Raw genomic sequence first — 17,293 nt, 5'->3', positions numbered from 1 at the left:
TTTCTGGCCGGTTCGTTGCGGGGCAGGGTGGGGCGCAGGCGGAGTGGGGGCCGACTCGCTGTCGGGCGGGGAGTGCGCGGATCCGGATCACCGCGCGGTCGCCGCGGCCCGGGCGTAGATGCGGGTCGAAAGCGTCGCCGCGGTTCGCCGGACATCGTTTGCAAGACTCGCGAGTGCGTCGTCGGTGATCTGCTCATCGGGAAACGTCACAGCGATCGCCGCGACCGGCCAGCCTCGATGGTCGAGCACGGGCACGCCGACCGAGGTGAGCCCCGGAGTGACGGATCCGCGCTCGAGGGCGAAGCCGCGCGTCACGGTCTCGTCGAGCACCGCGCGCAGCTTCGAGTAGCGGTCGATGCCGTCGCTCGACTCGTGCCGGTGCGAGAAGGCGTTCTGATCCGGGAACAGCGCACGCGCCTGCGCTTTCGGCAGTGCCGCGAGCACCGCGCGCCCGCTCGCGGTGAGGTGCATGGGCAGGCGCACATCGACGTCGGTGATGAGCGGGGGCGAGCCCGGAGCCCGCTCCTCGATCACGTAGAGCACGTCGCGCCCGTGCGGTACCGCGAGGTGCCCGCTCATGCGCGCGCGGTCGACGAGGGCTGCGAGGAGCGGGCGTCCGATCCGGGCCAGCGGCTCCTGTCGGGCGTAGGCCGAGCTCAGTTCGACCGCGGCGATCCCGAGGCCGTAGCGTTTCTCCTCGGGCAGGTGCATGACGAAGCCGTGCTCCTGCAGCGTGGCGAGCAGATGATAGACGGTCGACCGGGGCAGCTCGAGCTGGGCCGCGATCATGCTGGCGGGCAGCGGCCCCCGCGAACCCGCGAGCAGGCTCAGGATGCGCAGCGTGTGATCCGCCGCGGGCACCTTCGGAGTCACCATGGGTCGAAGCCTACCCTTCCGTTTCTACCCTTCCGTTTCTGCGTGCCGCGCCGTCCCGGCACCTCGCAACGTGCTCCCGCGGCGCCCGCGGATTCGATACAGGCTCCTCTCGTCGAGACCGCCTGCAACCGTCAGTATTCCAGCCGGTCTCGATGGCGAGAAGCCGTTTCGACATCCGTGCTTAGACGAGCGGGACGCCCAGTCGGGCCTCGACGGTGTCGAGCACGATCCGGCTCGCGACGAACTCGTGCGCCGCCGCGATGTCGGGGGAGAGGAAGCCGTCCGTGTCGGGTGCGGCGATGCGGCTGCGGAACAGCGCGTGCACCGCCGCAGTCGGGACTGCCGGCGAGCCGGATTCAGGATCGGCGGCGCGGAAGTCGAGGGCCCGCGTCGAGGCGAGCAGCTCGATCCCCAGCACCCGCGCGAGGCCGTCGAGCGCGCGGCGCAGCTTGCGGCCCGCGTGCCAGCCCATCGAGACGTGGTCCTCCTGCATGGCGGATGACGGGATCGAGTCGACCGACGCGGGCGCCGCGAGGCGCTTCAACTCGGAGACGATGCCGGCCGCCGTGTACTGCGCGATCATGAGTCCGGAGTCGAGGCCGGCGTCGGCGGCGAGGAATGGCGGGAGCCCGTGGTTGCGCGCGACGTCGAGGAAGCGGTCGGTGCGGCGCTCGCTGATCGAGGCGACGTCGGCCGCAGCGATCGCGAGGAAGTCGAGCACGTAGCCGACGGGAGCGCCGTGGAAGTTGCCGTTCGATTCGACGCGGCCATCGAGGGTGACGACCGGGTTGTCGATGGCCGAGACCAGTTCGATCTCGGCGACCCGCGCCGCGTGGCTAACGGTGTCACGTGCGGCGCCGTGCACCTGCGGAGCGCAGCGGAGCGAGTAGGCGTCCTGCACCCGCGTGAACTCGCCGTCGCGGGGGCGCTGGATCAGACCCGACCCCTCGAGCACCGCGCGCATGTTCGTGGCCGCCGCGGCCTGGCCGGGGTGCGGCCTGAGGGCCTGCAGATCGGCGGCGAATACGGAATCGGTGCCGGTGAGGGCCTCGACGCTCGCGGCGGCCGCGACGTCGGCGGTGCGCAGCAGCGCGGTGAAGTCGTGCAGTGCGAGACAGAGCATGCCGAGCATGCCATCGGTGCCGTTGATGAGGGCGAGGCCCTCCTTCTCGGAGAGCACCAGGGGCCGGATGCCGGCCGAGGCGAGCGCATCGGCGGCGGGGATCGGCGCCGCCTGCGGATCCTGATCCACTCGTACATCGCCCTCGCCCATCAGCGCGAGGGCGCAGTGGGCCAGCGGGCTGAGGTCTCCCGAGCAACCCAGGGAACCGTACTCGTGCACCACCGGTGTGATGCCGGCGTTGAGGATCGCGGCGTAGGTCTCGACGACCTCGGGTCGCACGCCGGTGCGCCCGCTCACGAGAGTGTTCAGTCGCAGCAGCATGAGGGCGCGCACGACCTCGCGCTCGACCTCGGGGCCGGCGCCGGCGGCGTGCGAGCGGATCAGGCTCCGCTGCAGCTGCTGGCGCTTCTCGACGGGGATCTGCACCTTCGCGAGCGCGCCGAAACCCGTGGAGACGCCGTAGTGAGGGCGGGTGTCGTTCGCGAGATCCTCGATGATGCGGCGGCTCTCGGCGACGCGGACGAGAGCCTCGGCCGTCACCTCGACCCGCGCGTCGTGGCGCGCGACGGCCACGACGTCTTCGATGGTGAGGGGAGCGGAGCCGAGCTCGACGGGGGCTGAGGCGGATGCGTTCGCGTTCATTGTTCGATCACATCGCAGCGGAGGGCCGTGTTCCAGGGGTTTGGCGCGCGTTGCGTCCGGGATTACAGACGGTGGACGAGGGATCGGCGGCACCCTCGCGCCCGAGACTGTTAGCGTCGCAGGCATGAGCACTGAAGCCTCCGAAGCACGCCCGCTCTCGCACGATCCTGCATGGCCGCGCACCGGTGGCTGGCCGACCGCCGACGGCGCGTCGGCGGACCTCGTGATCGTGGGTGTCCCCACCTCGCAGACCTCGCTCTCTCCGAGCAACGCGCACGAGACCCCGGCCGCGGTTCGGGAGGCGCTCCGCCGCTACTCCAGCCACCTCGTCGCTCCGGGAGCACGGGGCGAGCGCGGCGACGAGGCCGAGTGGGTGCTCGACGAGGCGCTGCGGATCGTCGACGCGGGCGACCTCGCGGATCCCGACACCGAGGCCGGGGAGCGCGCGGCCGCCGAGCGCGTGCGGCAGCTCGCCGCGAGCGCGCAGCTGCTCGTCGCGCTCGGCGGCGACAACGCACTCACCGTGCCTGCGGCGCTCGGCGTCGCGGGCGACGGCCTCGCGACGGCCGGCCTCATCACCCTCGATGCGCACCACGATCTGCGCGACGGGCGCAGCAACGGCTCGCCGGTGCGGCGGCTCGTCGAGGCCGGGCTCGATCCGCGGCGCATCGTGCAGATCGGGATCGCCGACTTCGCGAACTCCCGGGCCTATCGCCAGCGAGCCAAGGATTTCGGGGTCACGGTGATCCACCGGGACGAACTGCGCACCCGCCCCCTCTCCGAGATCGTCGATGAGGCGCTCGATGTTGCAGGCGCGGGCGGCGGGCCGATCCATGTGGATCTCGACGTGGATGTCTGCGACCGCTCGGTGGCGCCGGGGTGCCCGGCGTCGATCCCGGGCGGGATCGGGGCCGACGAACTGCGGATCGCCACCCGTCTGCTGGCCTCGGACGCGCGTGTGCGTGGGCTCGACATCGCCGAGGTCGACGCGAGCGCCGATGCCGCCGACGGCCGCACGGTGCGCCTCGCGGCGCTGCTCGTGCTCGAGGCGGCCGCCGGTCTCGCCGCGCGCCTCGGCCGCTGAGCCACGTTCGGCGTTGGGTCGGACTCGTACGCCAGGCCGGTTCCCCGGCGTCCAGGGGAGTTCGCAGGCTCGCCATGTATCATTGAACGTTCGCTGTTTCACGTTCGTTAGGAACCATCTATGGCTCTCGCCACTCGCGAAGACCTCCGCAACGTCGCCATCGTCGCACACGTCGACCACGGCAAGACCACCCTCGTCGACGCCATGCTGCGTCAGACCAACTCCTTCGACGCGCACGCCGAGGTCGACGACCGGGTCATGGACTCGAACGACCTCGAGCGCGAGAAGGGCATCACGATCCTCGCGAAGAACACTGCGATCACCTACGAGGGGGCGCACGCGAAGAACGGCCCCATCGTCATCAACGTGGTCGACACCCCGGGTCACGCCGACTTCGGCGGCGAGGTGGAGCGCGCCCTGTCGATGGTCGACGGCGTGGTGCTGCTCGTCGACGCCTCTGAGGGTCCGCTGCCCCAGACCCGCTTCGTGCTGCGCAAGGCGCTCGAGGCGAAACTGCCGGTGATCCTCGCGGTCAACAAGACCGACCGCCCCGACGCCCGCATCGAGGAGGTCGAGGGCGAGGCGCAGGATCTCCTGCTCGGTCTCGCCTCGGACCTCTCGGAGGATCACCCCGACATCGACGTGGACGCCGTGCTCGACGTGCCCACCGTCTACCTCTCGGGCCGCGCAGGCGCCGCGTCGCACAACCGTCCGGCCGACGGCGCCCTGCCCGACAACCCCGACCTCGAGCCGCTGTTCGAGACGATCCTCGAGCGCGTGCCCGCTCCCAGCTTCGACGACGAGCACCCGCTGCAGGCGCACGTCACCAACCTCGACTCCTCGCCGTTCCTCGGTCGCATCGCGCTGCTGCGCGTGCACAACGGGTGGATCAAGAAGGGCGAGACCGTCGCCTGGGTGAAGCACGACGGCAGCGTGCAGAACGTGCGCATCACCGAGCTCATGCTCACCAAGGCCCTCACCCGCTACCCGGCGGAGAAGGCCGGCCCCGGCGACATCGTCGCGATCGCCGGCATCGAGGACATCACGATCGGCGAGACCATCGCCGATGCCGAGGACGTGCGTCCGCTGCCGACCATCACGGTCGACGAGCCCGCCATCTCGATGACCATCGGCGCGAACACCTCGCCGCTCGTCGGCAAGATCAAGGGCCACAAGCTGACCGCGCGCATGATCAAGGACCGCCTCGACCGCGAGCTCATCGGCAATGTGTCGCTGCGCGTCGTCGACACCGGCCGCCCCGACGCCTGGGAGGTGCAGGGCCGCGGCGAGCTCGCGCTCGCGATCCTCGTCGAGAACATGCGCCGCGAGGGCTTCGAACTGACCGTGGGCAAGCCCCAGGTGGTCACCAAGATGATCGACGGCAAGAAGCACGAGCCCTACGAGCACCTCACGATCGATACCCCCGAGGAGCACCTCGGCGCGATCACGCAGCTGCTGGCGGCGCGCAAGGGCCGCATGGAGAACATGGTGAACAACGGCACCGGCTGGGTGCGCATGGAGTTCATCGTGCCCTCGCGCGGCCTCATCGGGTTCCGCTCCGAGTTCATGACCATCACGCGCGGCACCGGCATCGCCAACGCGATCGCCCACGGCTACGGCGAGTGGGCCGGCACCATCACCACCCGCAACAACGGCTCGATCGTGGCCGACCGCGCGGGTGTGGCGACGCCGTTCTCGATCATCAACCTGCAGGAGCGCATGAGCTTCTTCGTACAGCCCACCGAAGAGGTGTACGAGGGCATGGTCATCGGTGAGAACTCGCGCTCCGAGGACATGGACGTGAACATCACCAAGGAGAAGAAGCTCACCAACATGCGCTCCTCCACGGCTGACACCTTCGAGTCGATGACGCCGCCCCGCAAGCTCACGCTCGAGGAGTGCCTCGAGTTCGCCCGCGAGGACGAGTGCGTCGAGGTCACCCCCGAGCACGTGCGCATCCGAAAGGTCGAGCTCGAGGCGACCGCCCGCGCCCGCGCCGCGTCGCGCCTCAAGAACCAGAAGTAGGCACCGCTGTAAAACGGGAGTCCCGAATTGCTGTCTCGAATGTGACGGAGGCAGCAATTCGGGACTCTCGTTTTGTGTCGGGCGCTCAGCGGTCGGGCCCTCAGGCGCGCGGGAACCTCGTGCCGCCCACGACGGTGAGCACCGGCGTCGCCTCGCGCAGCACCTCTGCGCTGTCGGCGAAGGGATCGACGTCGAGCACGGCGAAGTCGGCGCGGCGCCCGATCCCGAGCACGCCTCGGCTGTCGCCCCAGCCGCACGCGACGGCGGCGTCGCGGGTCGCCGCGATCAGGGCGCGCTCGAGTTCCAGGTGCAGCTCGGAGTGGTTCGCGGGCAGCTCCGGGCGGCTCGGCGACCGGCGCGTGATCGCGATGAAGATGTTCGGCAGCGGCTCATATGGTGCGGTGGGCGCGTCGGTGCCGAGCGCGATCAGCGCGCCCGCCTCGGCGAACTCCGCCCACGGGTAGCCCCGCTCGACCCGGTCGTCGCCGAGCTGACGACGCCAGGCTCCCTGCACGGCGGGGTCGGAGTGCACGGGCTGCACCGAGGCGACGGTGCCGGAGCCGGCGAGGCGCTCGGCGGCCCGTCGATCCACCACCTCCAGGTGCTCGATGCGGTGCCGAGGCCCCGCACCGCCGTTCGCGCGTCGTGCGGCCTCGATCATGTCGAGCGCGAGATCTACCGCGGCGTCACCGATCGCGTGCATGGCGACCTGCAGACCGGCCGCGTCGGCGGCGATGACGACGGGTTCGAGGAGTGTGCGGGTCCACAGAGGCGCGGGCTGTGAGCCGTCGGAGAACGGTGCGGACATGGCCGCCGTGCCGCTGTCGATGACCCCGTCGATCCACACCTTGATGCCCGCGATGCGCAGCATCGGGTCGCTCTCACCGCGCTCGACGGCCCGGGCTGCGATGCGATCGCGCGTCTCGACGGCCCGCTGCAGCCGCTCCCGCAGCAGCTCGGGATCGGCTGAGGTCTCGACGCGCAGGTAGCCGGCGACGGGGATCGGCAGGGCGTCGGCATCCCAGGCCCGCTCGAGCGCCTCGAACTCGGCGCGGCGCAGCCCGAGATCGGCGACCGCCGTGGTGCCGGCCGCACGGTAGCTCTCGAGCGCGCGCAGCAGCGCCGCATCTCGCACCGAGTCGTCCTCGAGCGCCTCGATGCCGCCGCGCATGAGCACGAGCGACGCGGTCTCCAGCAGCAGGCCCGTGGCCTCGCCCGCGGCGTCGCGCACGATCGTACCGCCCTCGGGATCCGGAGTCTCACGATCGATACCGAGTTCGCGCAGTGCGGCCGTATTCACCCAGCCCGAGTGCAGATCGTTCGAGACCAGGTAGACGGGCAGGTCGGCGACGACCGGGTCGATCATTCGGCGATCCGGCTGGGCCCCGGCGAGCGGTTCCAGCAGCCAGCTGCGGCCGAGGATGCGCGCTGCCTCGGGCGCCGCGTCGGCCGCCGCCGCGATGCGCTGCCAGCTGATCGGCGGCGAGCGTGGGTCCGACGAAGCGGATCCGGTCGCCCTGCACCAGCAGGGATTCGGCCCAGGGCTGCTCATCGTCGGCGGTGAAGATGCGCCCGCCGCGGTAGTGGGTGAGCGATGCCATGCGGGCCTCCGAGTCGATGACGTCGATGGGACTCGGCAAGACTATAGTGTTTCCACGTTCTGCATCATCCCGGCGAATGGAGCCCCATGCCCAGCAGCGCAGCCCAGGAAGGCGTGGCGGCCTCGAAGCCGGAAACGCGCGGCATCGAGCTGATCCCGCCCTCCCAGCGGCACGGCAAGCCGCGATCGCTGTTCTGGGTGTGGGCGGCGCCCAACGCCAGCTACCTCACCTTCACGATGGGCGGCGTCATGGTGGCGGCGCTCGGACTGTCGCTGTGGCAGGCGTTCGCCGTCTTCCTCATGGCGGCGACCGGGTGGATCCTCACCGGCATCGTCGCGGTGAGCGGCCCGGCCGCGGGCACCTCGGGATCGGTGATCACCCGCGCGATGTACGGCGTACTCGGCAACAAGATCGTCGTCGGCCTGTACGGCTGGCTGTTGGCCGCCGTATACCTCTCGCTGACGTGGTCTGCGGCCTCGGTCAACGGACTCGGCCTGCTCGGCCGCCTCGGCGTTCAGGAGACTCCGGCTCTGAGCGTCGGCGTGATCCTCGTCATCGCCGCGCTCACCGTGGTCGTCGCGGTGTACGGGCACGCGCTCATCATCAAGCTGTACCCCTTCATCTCCAACTTCCTCGTGATCGTGTTCGTGCTGGCGACGGTGTTCATGGCGCCGCATTTCGACTGGAGCTACGAGCCCGCCGAGCCGCTCACCGGCGGCAGCCTCGCCGCGACGATCAGCATCGGCTTCACGATGCTCGTCTCGACCCCGATCTCGTTTATCAACAGCCCCGACATGGCGCGCTACCTGCCCGTGGACACGGCCCCCTGGCGCACCGCGACCGCGACCGCGCTCGGCGGCGCGCTCACCGGCATCCTGTTCTCGATGGTCGGCGCGCTCATCGTGACCGCCGCCGACTACGATCCCTCGCGCGGGCTCATGGGCGCCTTCGAGACGCACCTGCCCGCCTGGTTCTTCCCGATCTTCACGATCGCGGTCATCGTCGCGGCGATCGCGCTGAACGGCATGACGACCTACAGCGCGAGCCTCGCGCTGCAGGCGCTCGGGATCCCGATCAAGCGCATCCCCTCGGCGATGGTGATCGCCGTGATCGGCACGGTGCTCACCATCGTCGCCGTCACGATCTACGACTTCACGACTTCGGTGTCGGTGATGCTGCAGCTCGTCGTGGTCGCCGCGGCCCCGCTCATGGCCGTCTACGCTGCCGACGTGCTTCTGCGGCGCAATCGCTACGACGGTCCCGGGCTGATCGACGACACCTCCACGAGTCCCTTCTGGTATCGCGGCGGTTGGAACTGGGCCGGGCTGCTGGGCCTGCTCATCGGCGGCTTCGCGTCGGCGCTCTGCATCAGCACCGACATCTACGTCGGCCCGATCTCCGCGCTGACCGGGCTCGACCTCTCGATCCCGGCGGGAGTGATCGTCTCGGTGCTCGTCTACTGGGGGCTCTCGCGCACGTCGCTCGCGCGGGCGGAGTGAGGGCTTGGGGCGGCTGGGTGCCGGGCGGCTGGTCGGCCGGTGGGCTGGGCGGCTGGGCACGCCCTTCGAGATACGGATATCGCATGTGGAATCGCGATCCGGCATGCGATACCCGTATCTCGGCGCGTGCTCGCCGCGCAGCCGTTCCGCTGATCCGCCGCTCCCGATGCACCGCCGTTTTCGCTTTTCTGAAGGAACGCGCTAGAGTAATCCTCGCGTGAAAAACGCAATCGGGATGTGGCGCAGCTTGGTAGCGCACGTCGTTCGGGACGACGGGGTCGCAGGTTCAAATCCTGTCATCCCGACAGAAAAGCCGCGGAAACTCAATGGTTTCCGCGGCTTTTTAGGTAGGTAGATTTGATCTACTCAACAAAAACTCAACAAAAACCCCTCCGGATGACCGATATTTTGACCCCCGGAGAAGGACGTTTTTCGTCGGTTCCGGTTGCTTCGGAACAGTGCGCACCTGTCTGTCATGGACACTACGCAACACACCCCACCACCCTCTTCATTACTCGAACCGCTCTTCGACATCGAGGAGCTGGCAACGTATCTCGGGATTCCCGTGTCGACGTTGTACGACTGGCGAGTGCGCGGACTCGGTCCTCGCGCGCACCGTTTCGGGAAGCATCTGAAGTTCGCACTGTCCGACGTGCAAAGCTGGATAGCCGAACAACGCGAACCAGACCCCGACCCCATGCAGGATCGGAGGTGACAGCATGAGCCGGCCACGACTGACCATCGGCACGTACGGCGACATTGGATTCTTGCCTGCCGCTCGCGGAAGAACGACTGCCTACGCGCGATACCGAGACTGGGATGGGATCTCCCGTCAGGTGCGAGCCACCGCGGATTCGAAAGCGGCTGCCGCGCGCGCATTGCGGGCAAAACTTGCCGATCGCACCGTCTTTCAACCCGCCCACATCACGCTCACCCCAGATAGCCCGTTCGAAGACTTGGTGGCCTACTGGCTGGCCGACCTTGATCTGGATGAATACCTCTCTCCGAGCACCAAGCAACTGTATGAACGAAATATGCGCACCTTGGTTGTTCCAGCGTTTAAGGGGCTCACTCTTCGAGAAATCGGGGTCGCCAGGTGCGACCAGTTCCTGAAGCATCTGGCAAAGCAAAGCTACAACCGGGCACGCCAAGCACGGGTATCGCTCCGACTCGCTTTCGCTCTGGCAGTACGCCACGAAGTGTTGCCGAGAAACCCTGTCGATCACGTCTCGAAGCTGCGAAAGCCCAAACGCACCCCTGATGCGCTCACCCCCGTCGAAGTGAATGCGGTGCGTGCAGCCATTGCACATTGGGAAACCGGCCTGTCTTCCTCGGGACCAAGACCAGACGGACAGTTGAGCGCGATCGTCGAAGTGATGCTCGGTACCTCTGCCAGGATCGGTGAAGTGCTGGCAATTCGCCGCCGTGACATTGATCTGACGAGCCAGGTGCCCTCGATCCGAATATCGGGTACCGTCGTCAGCTTGAAAGGGCAACCGGTGCACCGGCAGGACCACCCCAAAACCTCGAAGTCTCGGCGAACCGTGGCAATCCCATCGTTCACCGCCGAAGCCGTAAGGAAACGGTTGGCACGACTGGACGACACTGACCCGGAAGCGTTGCTGTTCCAGTCCCGCGAGGGCACCCCACTCACCACCGCAAATGTGCGTCGGCAACTCCGACAGGTGATGGACCTGGCTGGGATCACCGGAGTGACCCCGCACATGTTTCGCAGGACGGTCGCAACGGCGATCAACGAACAAGCTGGTGCAGAACTCGCAGCAGAACTCCTGGGCCACACCGATAGCCGCATCACCATCCAGCACTACATTCGCCGGAACGAGATGGTGAACCCAGGTACCGCCGACATGCTTGAAAGAGCATTCGCGAAAAAATAGTTCCGACTGATAGCGGTGCCCGCCGAACCATTCACGTGTTCGGCGGGCACTGTCATGTAAACCGGAGACTTCTCGCATGAAGGTTACTGATCACTCCCTGCGTAGAATTCGTCTTCGGCTGCTTGGCGAGCGGCGACGTCATCGATCACGAACTGTACGAAGTCCTGCTCGCGATCGTCGATGAAGTGTTCGTCGATCGGACTGTGGGGTTCTTCGCCGGGCCAGGCCGTCTGGCGAGTGGGTCGGTCGTGGTTGAGTCTGGTGCCGCAGGCTGCTACCCAACCGCGCAGCCGTTCGCGAGCGAGAGCGAAGTCTTGGTGCCAGCCATGAGGTGCAAAACCGTTCTGCTCAGGATCGTAGGCGCATAGCCAGTGCAGGTGCAGCGCGCTGAGTTCCCAAACGAGCTCTGGGTGTCGATGCCAGAACGGGGGCACTTCGCTCACGGGGAGACCGTAGGTGTGACGGAGCCAATGCACCCATTTGTTCAACTCCAGCCACTCGATTTCAGCCTCGTGCGCGGTGAGGAGGTTCCAGTTGATGGGATGGGGTGGCTCCGCCTGCTCCATGTGACCGGTCGCTTCGAACTCGACACCTGGTTCTGGGGCATGGGGGTCAGGAACAGCCGAGTAATCGTTCGTGGTCATCTCGCCGTCACAGCCCCATTGCTTGAGTGGGCGATTCTTGCTGCAGCGCGCTTCGCTTCGCGCTGGGATTGCGCTTTGCCGCTACGGAATCGCGCTTGGTGCGATCAACCTCGTATCGTGTGCGAGCAAGGTCGTGGCCGAGCTTCTTCGCGATGAACTCCTCCGCTTTAACTGACACGCCTTCATCGTTCGTCCGCTCGTACTCTCGGGTGTACCCCTCGGCGAGAAAGTTGTCGCCCTTCGAGAACCTGTCATACGCCCGTTCGGCGGTCTTCCGGTAGGCGACCAGATCGTGAAATGTTGTCTCGGTCTGGGTGAAGCTGCCGTCTTCCTCTTTGCGGTAATGCTCTTGCCCGATCTTCGCGTAGAAGCGGGCATCGCCTCGTTCCGTCTGCGTGAGCTGAGGAATGGAAGCGATGAATCCCGACACCGATTCCTGAGTATGAATTGCCATTGGGTTCTTCTCCTGACGTCGAAGGCGACCCCATGGGCGGGATCGCTCTGTCAGGCAGGTGCGCTCCCGCTGCCTCGAGGTTGTTGGAGGATTTCTTCGATGCTCTTTCGGTCCGCGCGCAGCCGTGCCGAATCGGGACGGCTGGTCCACGTCCGCATCCGGGTCACGATGGGCGGTGCCGCACGCAGCAGCACGAGTGAGGTGCCGAACGGGAGTGTTCTGATCGTGTCGGGTGGCATGATCGGTACCCGGCGGATCGAGCGCTGCGCTGACCGGGAGCCCATATCGCCGATCGTCGTAGAGTCGGTGACCTCATCGCGTTCTCCGATGAGGGTGGAGAGGTCGGCGAGGTCTTTCGAGTTCGATGCCCCACCGAGAATGATCTTCACAATGGAGGCATCCCAGATCGCCCCGGCAGCGTTTTCCGACCACTTCTCCCGCGCCTGCGCGAGCGACTGCAACACGGGCATCGTCGTGATCCCCGTGCCGCCGCCCTCGGCCATAAGCGTCGGAAGCGACGGCAACGGTGCGAGGTTACCGACCTCGTCGAGAGCAAGGAGCACGGGTGGGTCGAGGCGAGCACCGGGGCTCGTGGCGGCGATGTGGCGTGCGGCTTCCACGAGGTCTTCTACGAACGCCGCAACCAGTGCTGCGGAGTTGTTCGCGCCGGCCCCGGTCGCGAGCAGATACAGGGTGCCTTTCGCGCGGAGAAACGCTTCGGGGTCGAAGTCCTCACCCTCCTGCGGCGATACGGCATCGAGCACTCGCGGGTCAGCGAGAGCGGCGAGTGCGAGTGATACGCCTTGCCAGATGGAGTCGCGGGTGCGGGGGTCTGATTCGATCATCGCTTGCAGCGAGTCCGCCCATCCCGTCGCAGCACGAGGGTGGGTGGTGAGGATAGCTACCGCGTCGGCAGCGGCAGAGGGGTCGAGGGTCCATCGGAACAGTTCGGCCGGTGACCGGCGATCTAGCGCGGCGGCATGAAGCAGCGCTTGGAGTGCAGTTCGCGTCTTTCCTTCCCAGAAGCCGCCGCCCTCGACACCGCCAGCGGAGAGTCCGGTGCCGGCGGCAAGTCCTGTGGCGCGGATCATCGCAGTGAGTGGGTCTTCACAGCCCCGGATCGGTGACCAGCGCAGCCCTGACGGTACGCCTTCGGCGAGGTGCTGAGGATCGAACACCGCCGTCGGCCCGATCTCGGCACGAGCCTTGAGCGTGGCGGTGAGGTTGTCTGGTCTGGTGCTCGTCGTGACGACCGCGCCGGGCGCGTCCAGGATCGCGTTGATGACGATATGCGCGCCCTTGCCTGAGCGGGGCGGCCCGATCAGGAGGATTGAGTCTTCGACGGATGCCCACACGCTCTTCCCGCGTGAGACGCCGATGCGGTAGCCAACGTCGTCGGGTTTCGGGTGCTCGAGCGAGGGCCGCAGATGCCCCGCCCGTCGCAGCAGCGCGGTATCGGAGGCGTTCTTTGCGACATCAGTGCGGGTCGCGATCCCGACGATACGGTACGGGTCTGATTCGGTCTGTCTTCCATGTTCACGGAGCAGATGCCACACCCACCACCCCGCAACCCCAGCAGTGACGATCAGGATGCCGGCGGTGACCCAGTACGCGACCGGGCTGAGCCCTGCCGCACCGAGCGGCACGGCAGGATCGCCGGGGTGCAGGATCACGCCCAGGCCGGCATCGATACCGCCCGAAGGCTGGGAGTGTCCGGTGATCCAGGCGGCGACTGAGCCGGCGGCGCGGAGGATTACCGCGAGGATCGCGGCACCGATGAGGACGCCGATGCCGAGGGTGGAGAGTTCATCCCCGAGCGCCCCGGTCGGGCGCGGCGCGCTCACGCCGGCCGCCCGACCGCGATCGTGCCCGACACGCGCCCCAACAGGATCACTTCGCCCGTGGGAGAGAGAGCGGCTTGCTCGGCGGTGAGCATCCCGCGTACTGCGCCCGTGGGGGCGGCGTCGGTGTGTGCGACGATGACCGCGATCGCGACATCCTCGCCAGGTACGAACCCTTCGCTTTGCAACCCGACCAGACGCGGCGGCACTGCCGGAGCCTGACTTCTCACGAGCTCGGGCGGTGCCGGTTGCACGTGTTGTTCTGGTGTTGTCTGGCGGCGTTTTCCTGGGGTGATGATGTCGGTGAACACGCTGCCGTCGACTTCACGGACCTCGACGCGGAGCGGGCACTGGCGTTGCGTCGTGAGCTGGTCGATCAGTCGCGCGAACGACTCCCGCCGCCACTGCGGCGCATACGGTTTGGGCTCATACGGTTGCCCGTCGACCGTGACGGTCATCGAACCGTCACCTGCGATGGTCATGATGACGTGAGGGAGCACCACCGGCACCCCGGCTTCTCCGTGCGAGGGGGCGGGCTGGTTCGGGGTGCGCTTGTATCTGAGGCGGCTCATGATAGGTGTCTCTCCGTTCGTTCAGACACACAACAGGTGCACGAACACCGCCAAAACGGGCACGAGAAAGGGGCGCGCACCCAACGGATGCGCGCCCCAGTTCGCCGGGTTCAGATGTGGTTAGTCCTCCTGTTCTTCACGAGCGCTGAGACCGATGCGGTCGTAGAGCTCCTGGTCCTCTTCTCGGATGTAGCCGTTGTTCTCGCGGTAGATCGCGAGGCGTCGTCCGAACCAGAGCATGAGGCCACTGGCGAGGATCATCACGCCGGCCACGATCCCTGCCGGCAGCCACCAAGAGCCGCCACCAGTGACCGCGAGCGTGTCCGGAAGCTCCGGCACCTCGGGCACCGGAGTCTTACTCACGACCGTCGTCTCACCCGGCGCACCGCACACGCCCCGATGAATCACCGTGCCCTCATGGTCGTACAGGGTCTCGACCCAGAAGTAGGTGCCGACCTTCTCGAACACCACCTCATCCGAGGTGACTTCGCCCGGCCCGTCGACTTTCACGGGGTCAGTGGCGAACACGAGCGTGTCAGGGGTACAGACCGGCTCCGTGCCGTCCTGCCGGTACGCCTCGAACGTGAGCGTCGCCCCGTCGGGCACGGTGCCAACGATCGTCGCGACATCATGGGCGGGCTTGCCGAGTTCCACCGACGGCATCGCCTTGGTCGAGACAGTCACGCCTTCGGGCTGCTCAGTGATGACGGTCGTCTCACCCGGCGCCCCGCACTTCCCTTCGGAAAGCACGCCGCCGGTTTCGTCGTACAAGGTCTCAACCCAATACACGTTCCCGGCAGTATCGACGCTCGTAGTGCCGGAGCGGTAGACGCCGGCCTGGGTGACCGGGATCTTCTCGCTGGTGAAGAACGGGTCTTCACAGACCGGCTCCGCATCCGCATCCTGCGGTCCGTAGGCGCGGAACACGAGGTAGGCGCCTTCTGGAATTTCGGAGCCCTGCACGAGCGCCGTATCCTCGAACGGCTCACCGACACGAGCTTCCGGGGTGGCCTGCGTGACGACCGAGACGGGCTGCTGATCCTCGGGCACGAAGAACCGCTCCCAAATATCCGATACCGAGCTCGTAAACGGCTGCACGCGGTCGTCGCCCGCGAACGTGGAGACGATGACGTAGTAGCCCGGCTCGGTCGGCTCGATCCGCTCCGCATCGGTGTAGCCGATGTCGTAGACGCCGTTCTTCGCCGGCGTCTCGACCGTCGCAAGCACGGGTGCGGTCGACAGGTCGAGTTCGTCGGTCAGCTCCTCATCGGTAGCGAATGGCCCGTAGACCGTGTGCGTGAGTGTCTGGGCGTCGGCCTGCCAGTAGCCGTCGCCTTCGAAGTCGCCGTGGTTCTCCGGGAACCCGGTCACGGTGATGCGGTCGAACGCGCGCCCGCCATCGTGCACGTTGTATTCACGCACCTCCGACGTGACGGTGATCGGCCAGCGCACCGAGTGGGTCTCGATGTTGATGCCGTACCGGTCCTGCCAGTCGGCGGCGAGGAACGGGCGCACCCACTCCGGCTGCGCACTCTTCCGCATCTGCCACACCCACGTCACGAAGCCACCGTTAGGGAGCGTGACTTCTGGCGAGGTGTAGGTGCCGGTGCCGGTCGCAGTCACAGTGACGGTGCCGAGCGGCGTCGCACCCGTAGGCACAGCGTCGTCTTCTGCTGGGGGTAGGGTGCCGGGCACCTGGTAGGCGGTGCCCTCGAATACGACGGGGATGTAGTCGCCGTTCTGTTTCAGCCAGGTTCCGTTGGTCGAGGAGACGGTGATCGTGTCGGTCACCTGATCGCCAGGAGCGACGAGTTTGCCGTTGGCCTTCGACACGGCCTCCGGCTGGAACGGCACCACCGAGGTTTCTGCGACGCGACCGTACTTGTCGTTGAAGGAGTCGGTGAGGTACTTCGCATTGCCGCCCTGTTTGGGTTTGTCGATAGCCCAGACCCACGTGTAGAAGCCCGACTCGGGCGCCGTGATGCTAGGCGACGTGAACGTTCCGGTGCCGGTGAGCGTGAGCGGCACCTGCCCTGCGACCGGGGTGCCGGTCGGGGGTGCGTTCGCTTCGGCGGGCTGCTCATCCAGCGGCCCGTACAGCGTGCCCTCCGCGACCACGGGCACGGGATCGCCGTTCACGACGATCCAGGAGTGCTTCGTCACGGAGACGGCCACGCTGTCGGTGAGTTGGTCGCCGGCCTGCACGAACTTCGACGTGACCTGCGTGCCGATTTCGGGTTGGAAGTCCAACGGGATTACCGGCGAAGACGCATCCGCCGACAGCGGCGTGAACGAGGCGAACCCCATCGTGCGTTGCTGACCCGGCGAGTAGAACACGTCCACGCCTGCACCGAGTCCAATCGAGGAAGCCGTCATGTGGCTTCTGATCTGATACTCCGGTGCCCCCGTCGCCGGCGTACCGACAATTGGATACGTGCCCGCACCCAGGCTCTTCGTCGTCGTGCCGTCAGCGAACTTCGCGTTCGAAAGCGTCACCGAGCCAGTCGCGCTGGTGGGGTTCGTGGCGATGGTGAGGTGCCCGGCGTACTGGTCGTCCATGCTGATCTGAAGATTCAGCGACGGGTTCCTGACCGCGTTCTGTGGTGCGCTCTGCCTCATGCCGTCGAGGTTCGCGAGCACGGTCGACTGCTCGCTGGCGGGTACGCGGGTGATGTAGTGAGCGTCACCGCCACCGTTCACATAGGCATCGTGGTCAGCGACATCCCAGACGTACAACTGCACCGCAGCCGTCACGCTCGGATCGCTCGATTCACCCCACCGACCCAGCACATAGTTGAGCTCCGCGAGCGTCTGCGGCGACAGATCATCTAGCGAAGTCACCGTCTCCGGCTCCTGCGTCTCCCCATACGGCGGCGCAGCGAGCAGATCCATGCAATACGCCTGCCGGCCAAACGCCGAGAACGAGCCGAGCCACAGATTCTCATTGCCATATCCGACACCGAGAGTCGCGGCCTGCGCCGTCGTCGGGGCGAGAATCAGACCGCCCGCGATGACGAACAGCGCGAGCAGCATC

General features: G+C 67.1%; 13 protein-coding genes and 1 tRNA gene. 6 read left to right on the top strand and 8 right to left on the bottom strand.

What is annotated here, in order from left to right:
* Nucleotides 1-87: 87 nt before the first annotated feature.
* Together AC0KXF_RS09140 and hutH are read right to left on the bottom strand one after the other, a co-directional pair.
* Complete coding sequence (locus AC0KXF_RS09140) at nt 88-876, bottom strand: IclR family transcriptional regulator (RefSeq protein WP_473108886.1); 789 nt, start codon at nt 874-876, stop codon at nt 88-90.
* A 181-nt stretch (nt 877-1,057) separates the two neighbouring features.
* On the bottom strand, nt 1,058-2,641 hold the full coding sequence (gene hutH, locus AC0KXF_RS09135; RefSeq protein ID WP_473108885.1) for a histidine ammonia-lyase: 1,584 nt from the start codon (nt 2,639-2,641) through the stop codon (nt 1,058-1,060).
* A gap of 124 nt (nt 2,642-2,765) precedes the next feature.
* Here hutH and AC0KXF_RS09130 point away from each other — a divergent pair, with 124 nt between their 5' ends.
* Nucleotides 2,766-3,725, top strand: a complete 960-nt coding sequence (locus AC0KXF_RS09130; RefSeq protein ID WP_473108884.1) for an arginase family protein — start codon at nt 2,766-2,768, stop codon at nt 3,723-3,725.
* 120 nt (nt 3,726-3,845) lie between these two features.
* On the top strand, nt 3,846-5,750 hold the full coding sequence (gene typA / locus AC0KXF_RS09125; RefSeq protein ID WP_223043330.1) for a translational GTPase TypA: 1,905 nt from the start codon (nt 3,846-3,848) through the stop codon (nt 5,748-5,750).
* Nucleotides 5,751-5,850: 100 nt separating this feature from the next.
* Here typA and AC0KXF_RS09120 read toward each other — a convergent pair whose 3' ends face one another.
* Nucleotides 5,851-7,302 carry an amidohydrolase gene (locus AC0KXF_RS09120; RefSeq protein ID WP_473108883.1) on the bottom strand — a complete coding sequence of 484 codons (1,452 nt, stop codon included), beginning with the start codon at nt 7,300-7,302 and terminating at the stop codon, nt 5,851-5,853.
* 135 nt (nt 7,303-7,437) lie between these two features.
* Here AC0KXF_RS09120 and AC0KXF_RS09115 point away from each other — a divergent pair, with 135 nt between their 5' ends.
* From AC0KXF_RS09115 to AC0KXF_RS09100, 4 genes are all read left to right on the top strand, one after another.
* On the top strand, nt 7,438-8,850 hold the full coding sequence (locus tag AC0KXF_RS09115; protein ID WP_473108882.1) for a purine-cytosine permease family protein: 1,413 nt from the start codon (nt 7,438-7,440) through the stop codon (nt 8,848-8,850).
* Nucleotides 8,851-9,081: 231 nt separating this feature from the next.
* Nucleotides 9,082-9,155: transfer RNA gene (locus AC0KXF_RS09110), tRNA-Pro, on the top strand.
* Between the two features lie 170 nt (nt 9,156-9,325).
* Complete coding sequence (locus AC0KXF_RS09105) at nt 9,326-9,565, top strand: helix-turn-helix transcriptional regulator (protein WP_473108881.1); 240 nt, start codon at nt 9,326-9,328, stop codon at nt 9,563-9,565.
* A 4-nt stretch (nt 9,566-9,569) separates the two neighbouring features.
* Complete coding sequence (locus AC0KXF_RS09100; protein WP_473108880.1) at nt 9,570-10,748, top strand: tyrosine-type recombinase/integrase; 1,179 nt, start codon at nt 9,570-9,572, stop codon at nt 10,746-10,748.
* Between the two features lie 83 nt (nt 10,749-10,831).
* On the opposite strand, the gene AC0KXF_RS09095 is transcribed toward AC0KXF_RS09100, so the two are convergent.
* The 5 genes from AC0KXF_RS09095 to AC0KXF_RS09075 form a co-directional block, all read right to left on the bottom strand.
* Nucleotides 10,832-11,392: a hypothetical protein gene (locus tag AC0KXF_RS09095; protein WP_473108879.1), complete on the bottom strand. Its 561-nt coding sequence runs from the start codon at nt 11,390-11,392 to the stop codon at nt 10,832-10,834.
* Nucleotides 11,393-11,399: 7 nt separating this feature from the next.
* Nucleotides 11,400-11,846 (bottom strand): single-stranded DNA-binding protein, encoded by a 447-nt coding sequence (locus tag AC0KXF_RS09090; protein WP_473108878.1) that lies wholly within the window; start codon nt 11,844-11,846, stop codon nt 11,400-11,402.
* Between the two features lie 50 nt (nt 11,847-11,896).
* Nucleotides 11,897-13,690, bottom strand: coding sequence for a type IV secretory system conjugative DNA transfer family protein (locus AC0KXF_RS09085; protein WP_473108877.1), 1,794 nt, complete (start codon nt 13,688-13,690; stop codon nt 11,897-11,899).
* Nucleotides 13,687-14,169 carry a hypothetical protein gene (locus tag AC0KXF_RS09080; RefSeq protein ID WP_473110100.1) on the bottom strand — a complete coding sequence of 161 codons (483 nt, stop codon included), beginning with the start codon at nt 14,167-14,169 and terminating at the stop codon, nt 13,687-13,689. The genes AC0KXF_RS09085 and AC0KXF_RS09080 overlap by 4 nt, the downstream gene beginning before the upstream one ends.
* A 210-nt stretch (nt 14,170-14,379) precedes the next feature.
* Nucleotides 14,380-17,292 (bottom strand): hypothetical protein, encoded by a 2,913-nt coding sequence (locus AC0KXF_RS09075; RefSeq protein ID WP_473108875.1) that lies wholly within the window; start codon nt 17,290-17,292, stop codon nt 14,380-14,382.
* Nucleotide 17,293: the final 1 nt, after the last annotated feature.

It is taken from the genome of Leucobacter holotrichiae, assembly GCF_055791005.1.
The sequence above is the reverse complement of the archived record's forward strand: the minus strand, read 5'-3'. Positions and strand labels throughout refer to the sequence as shown.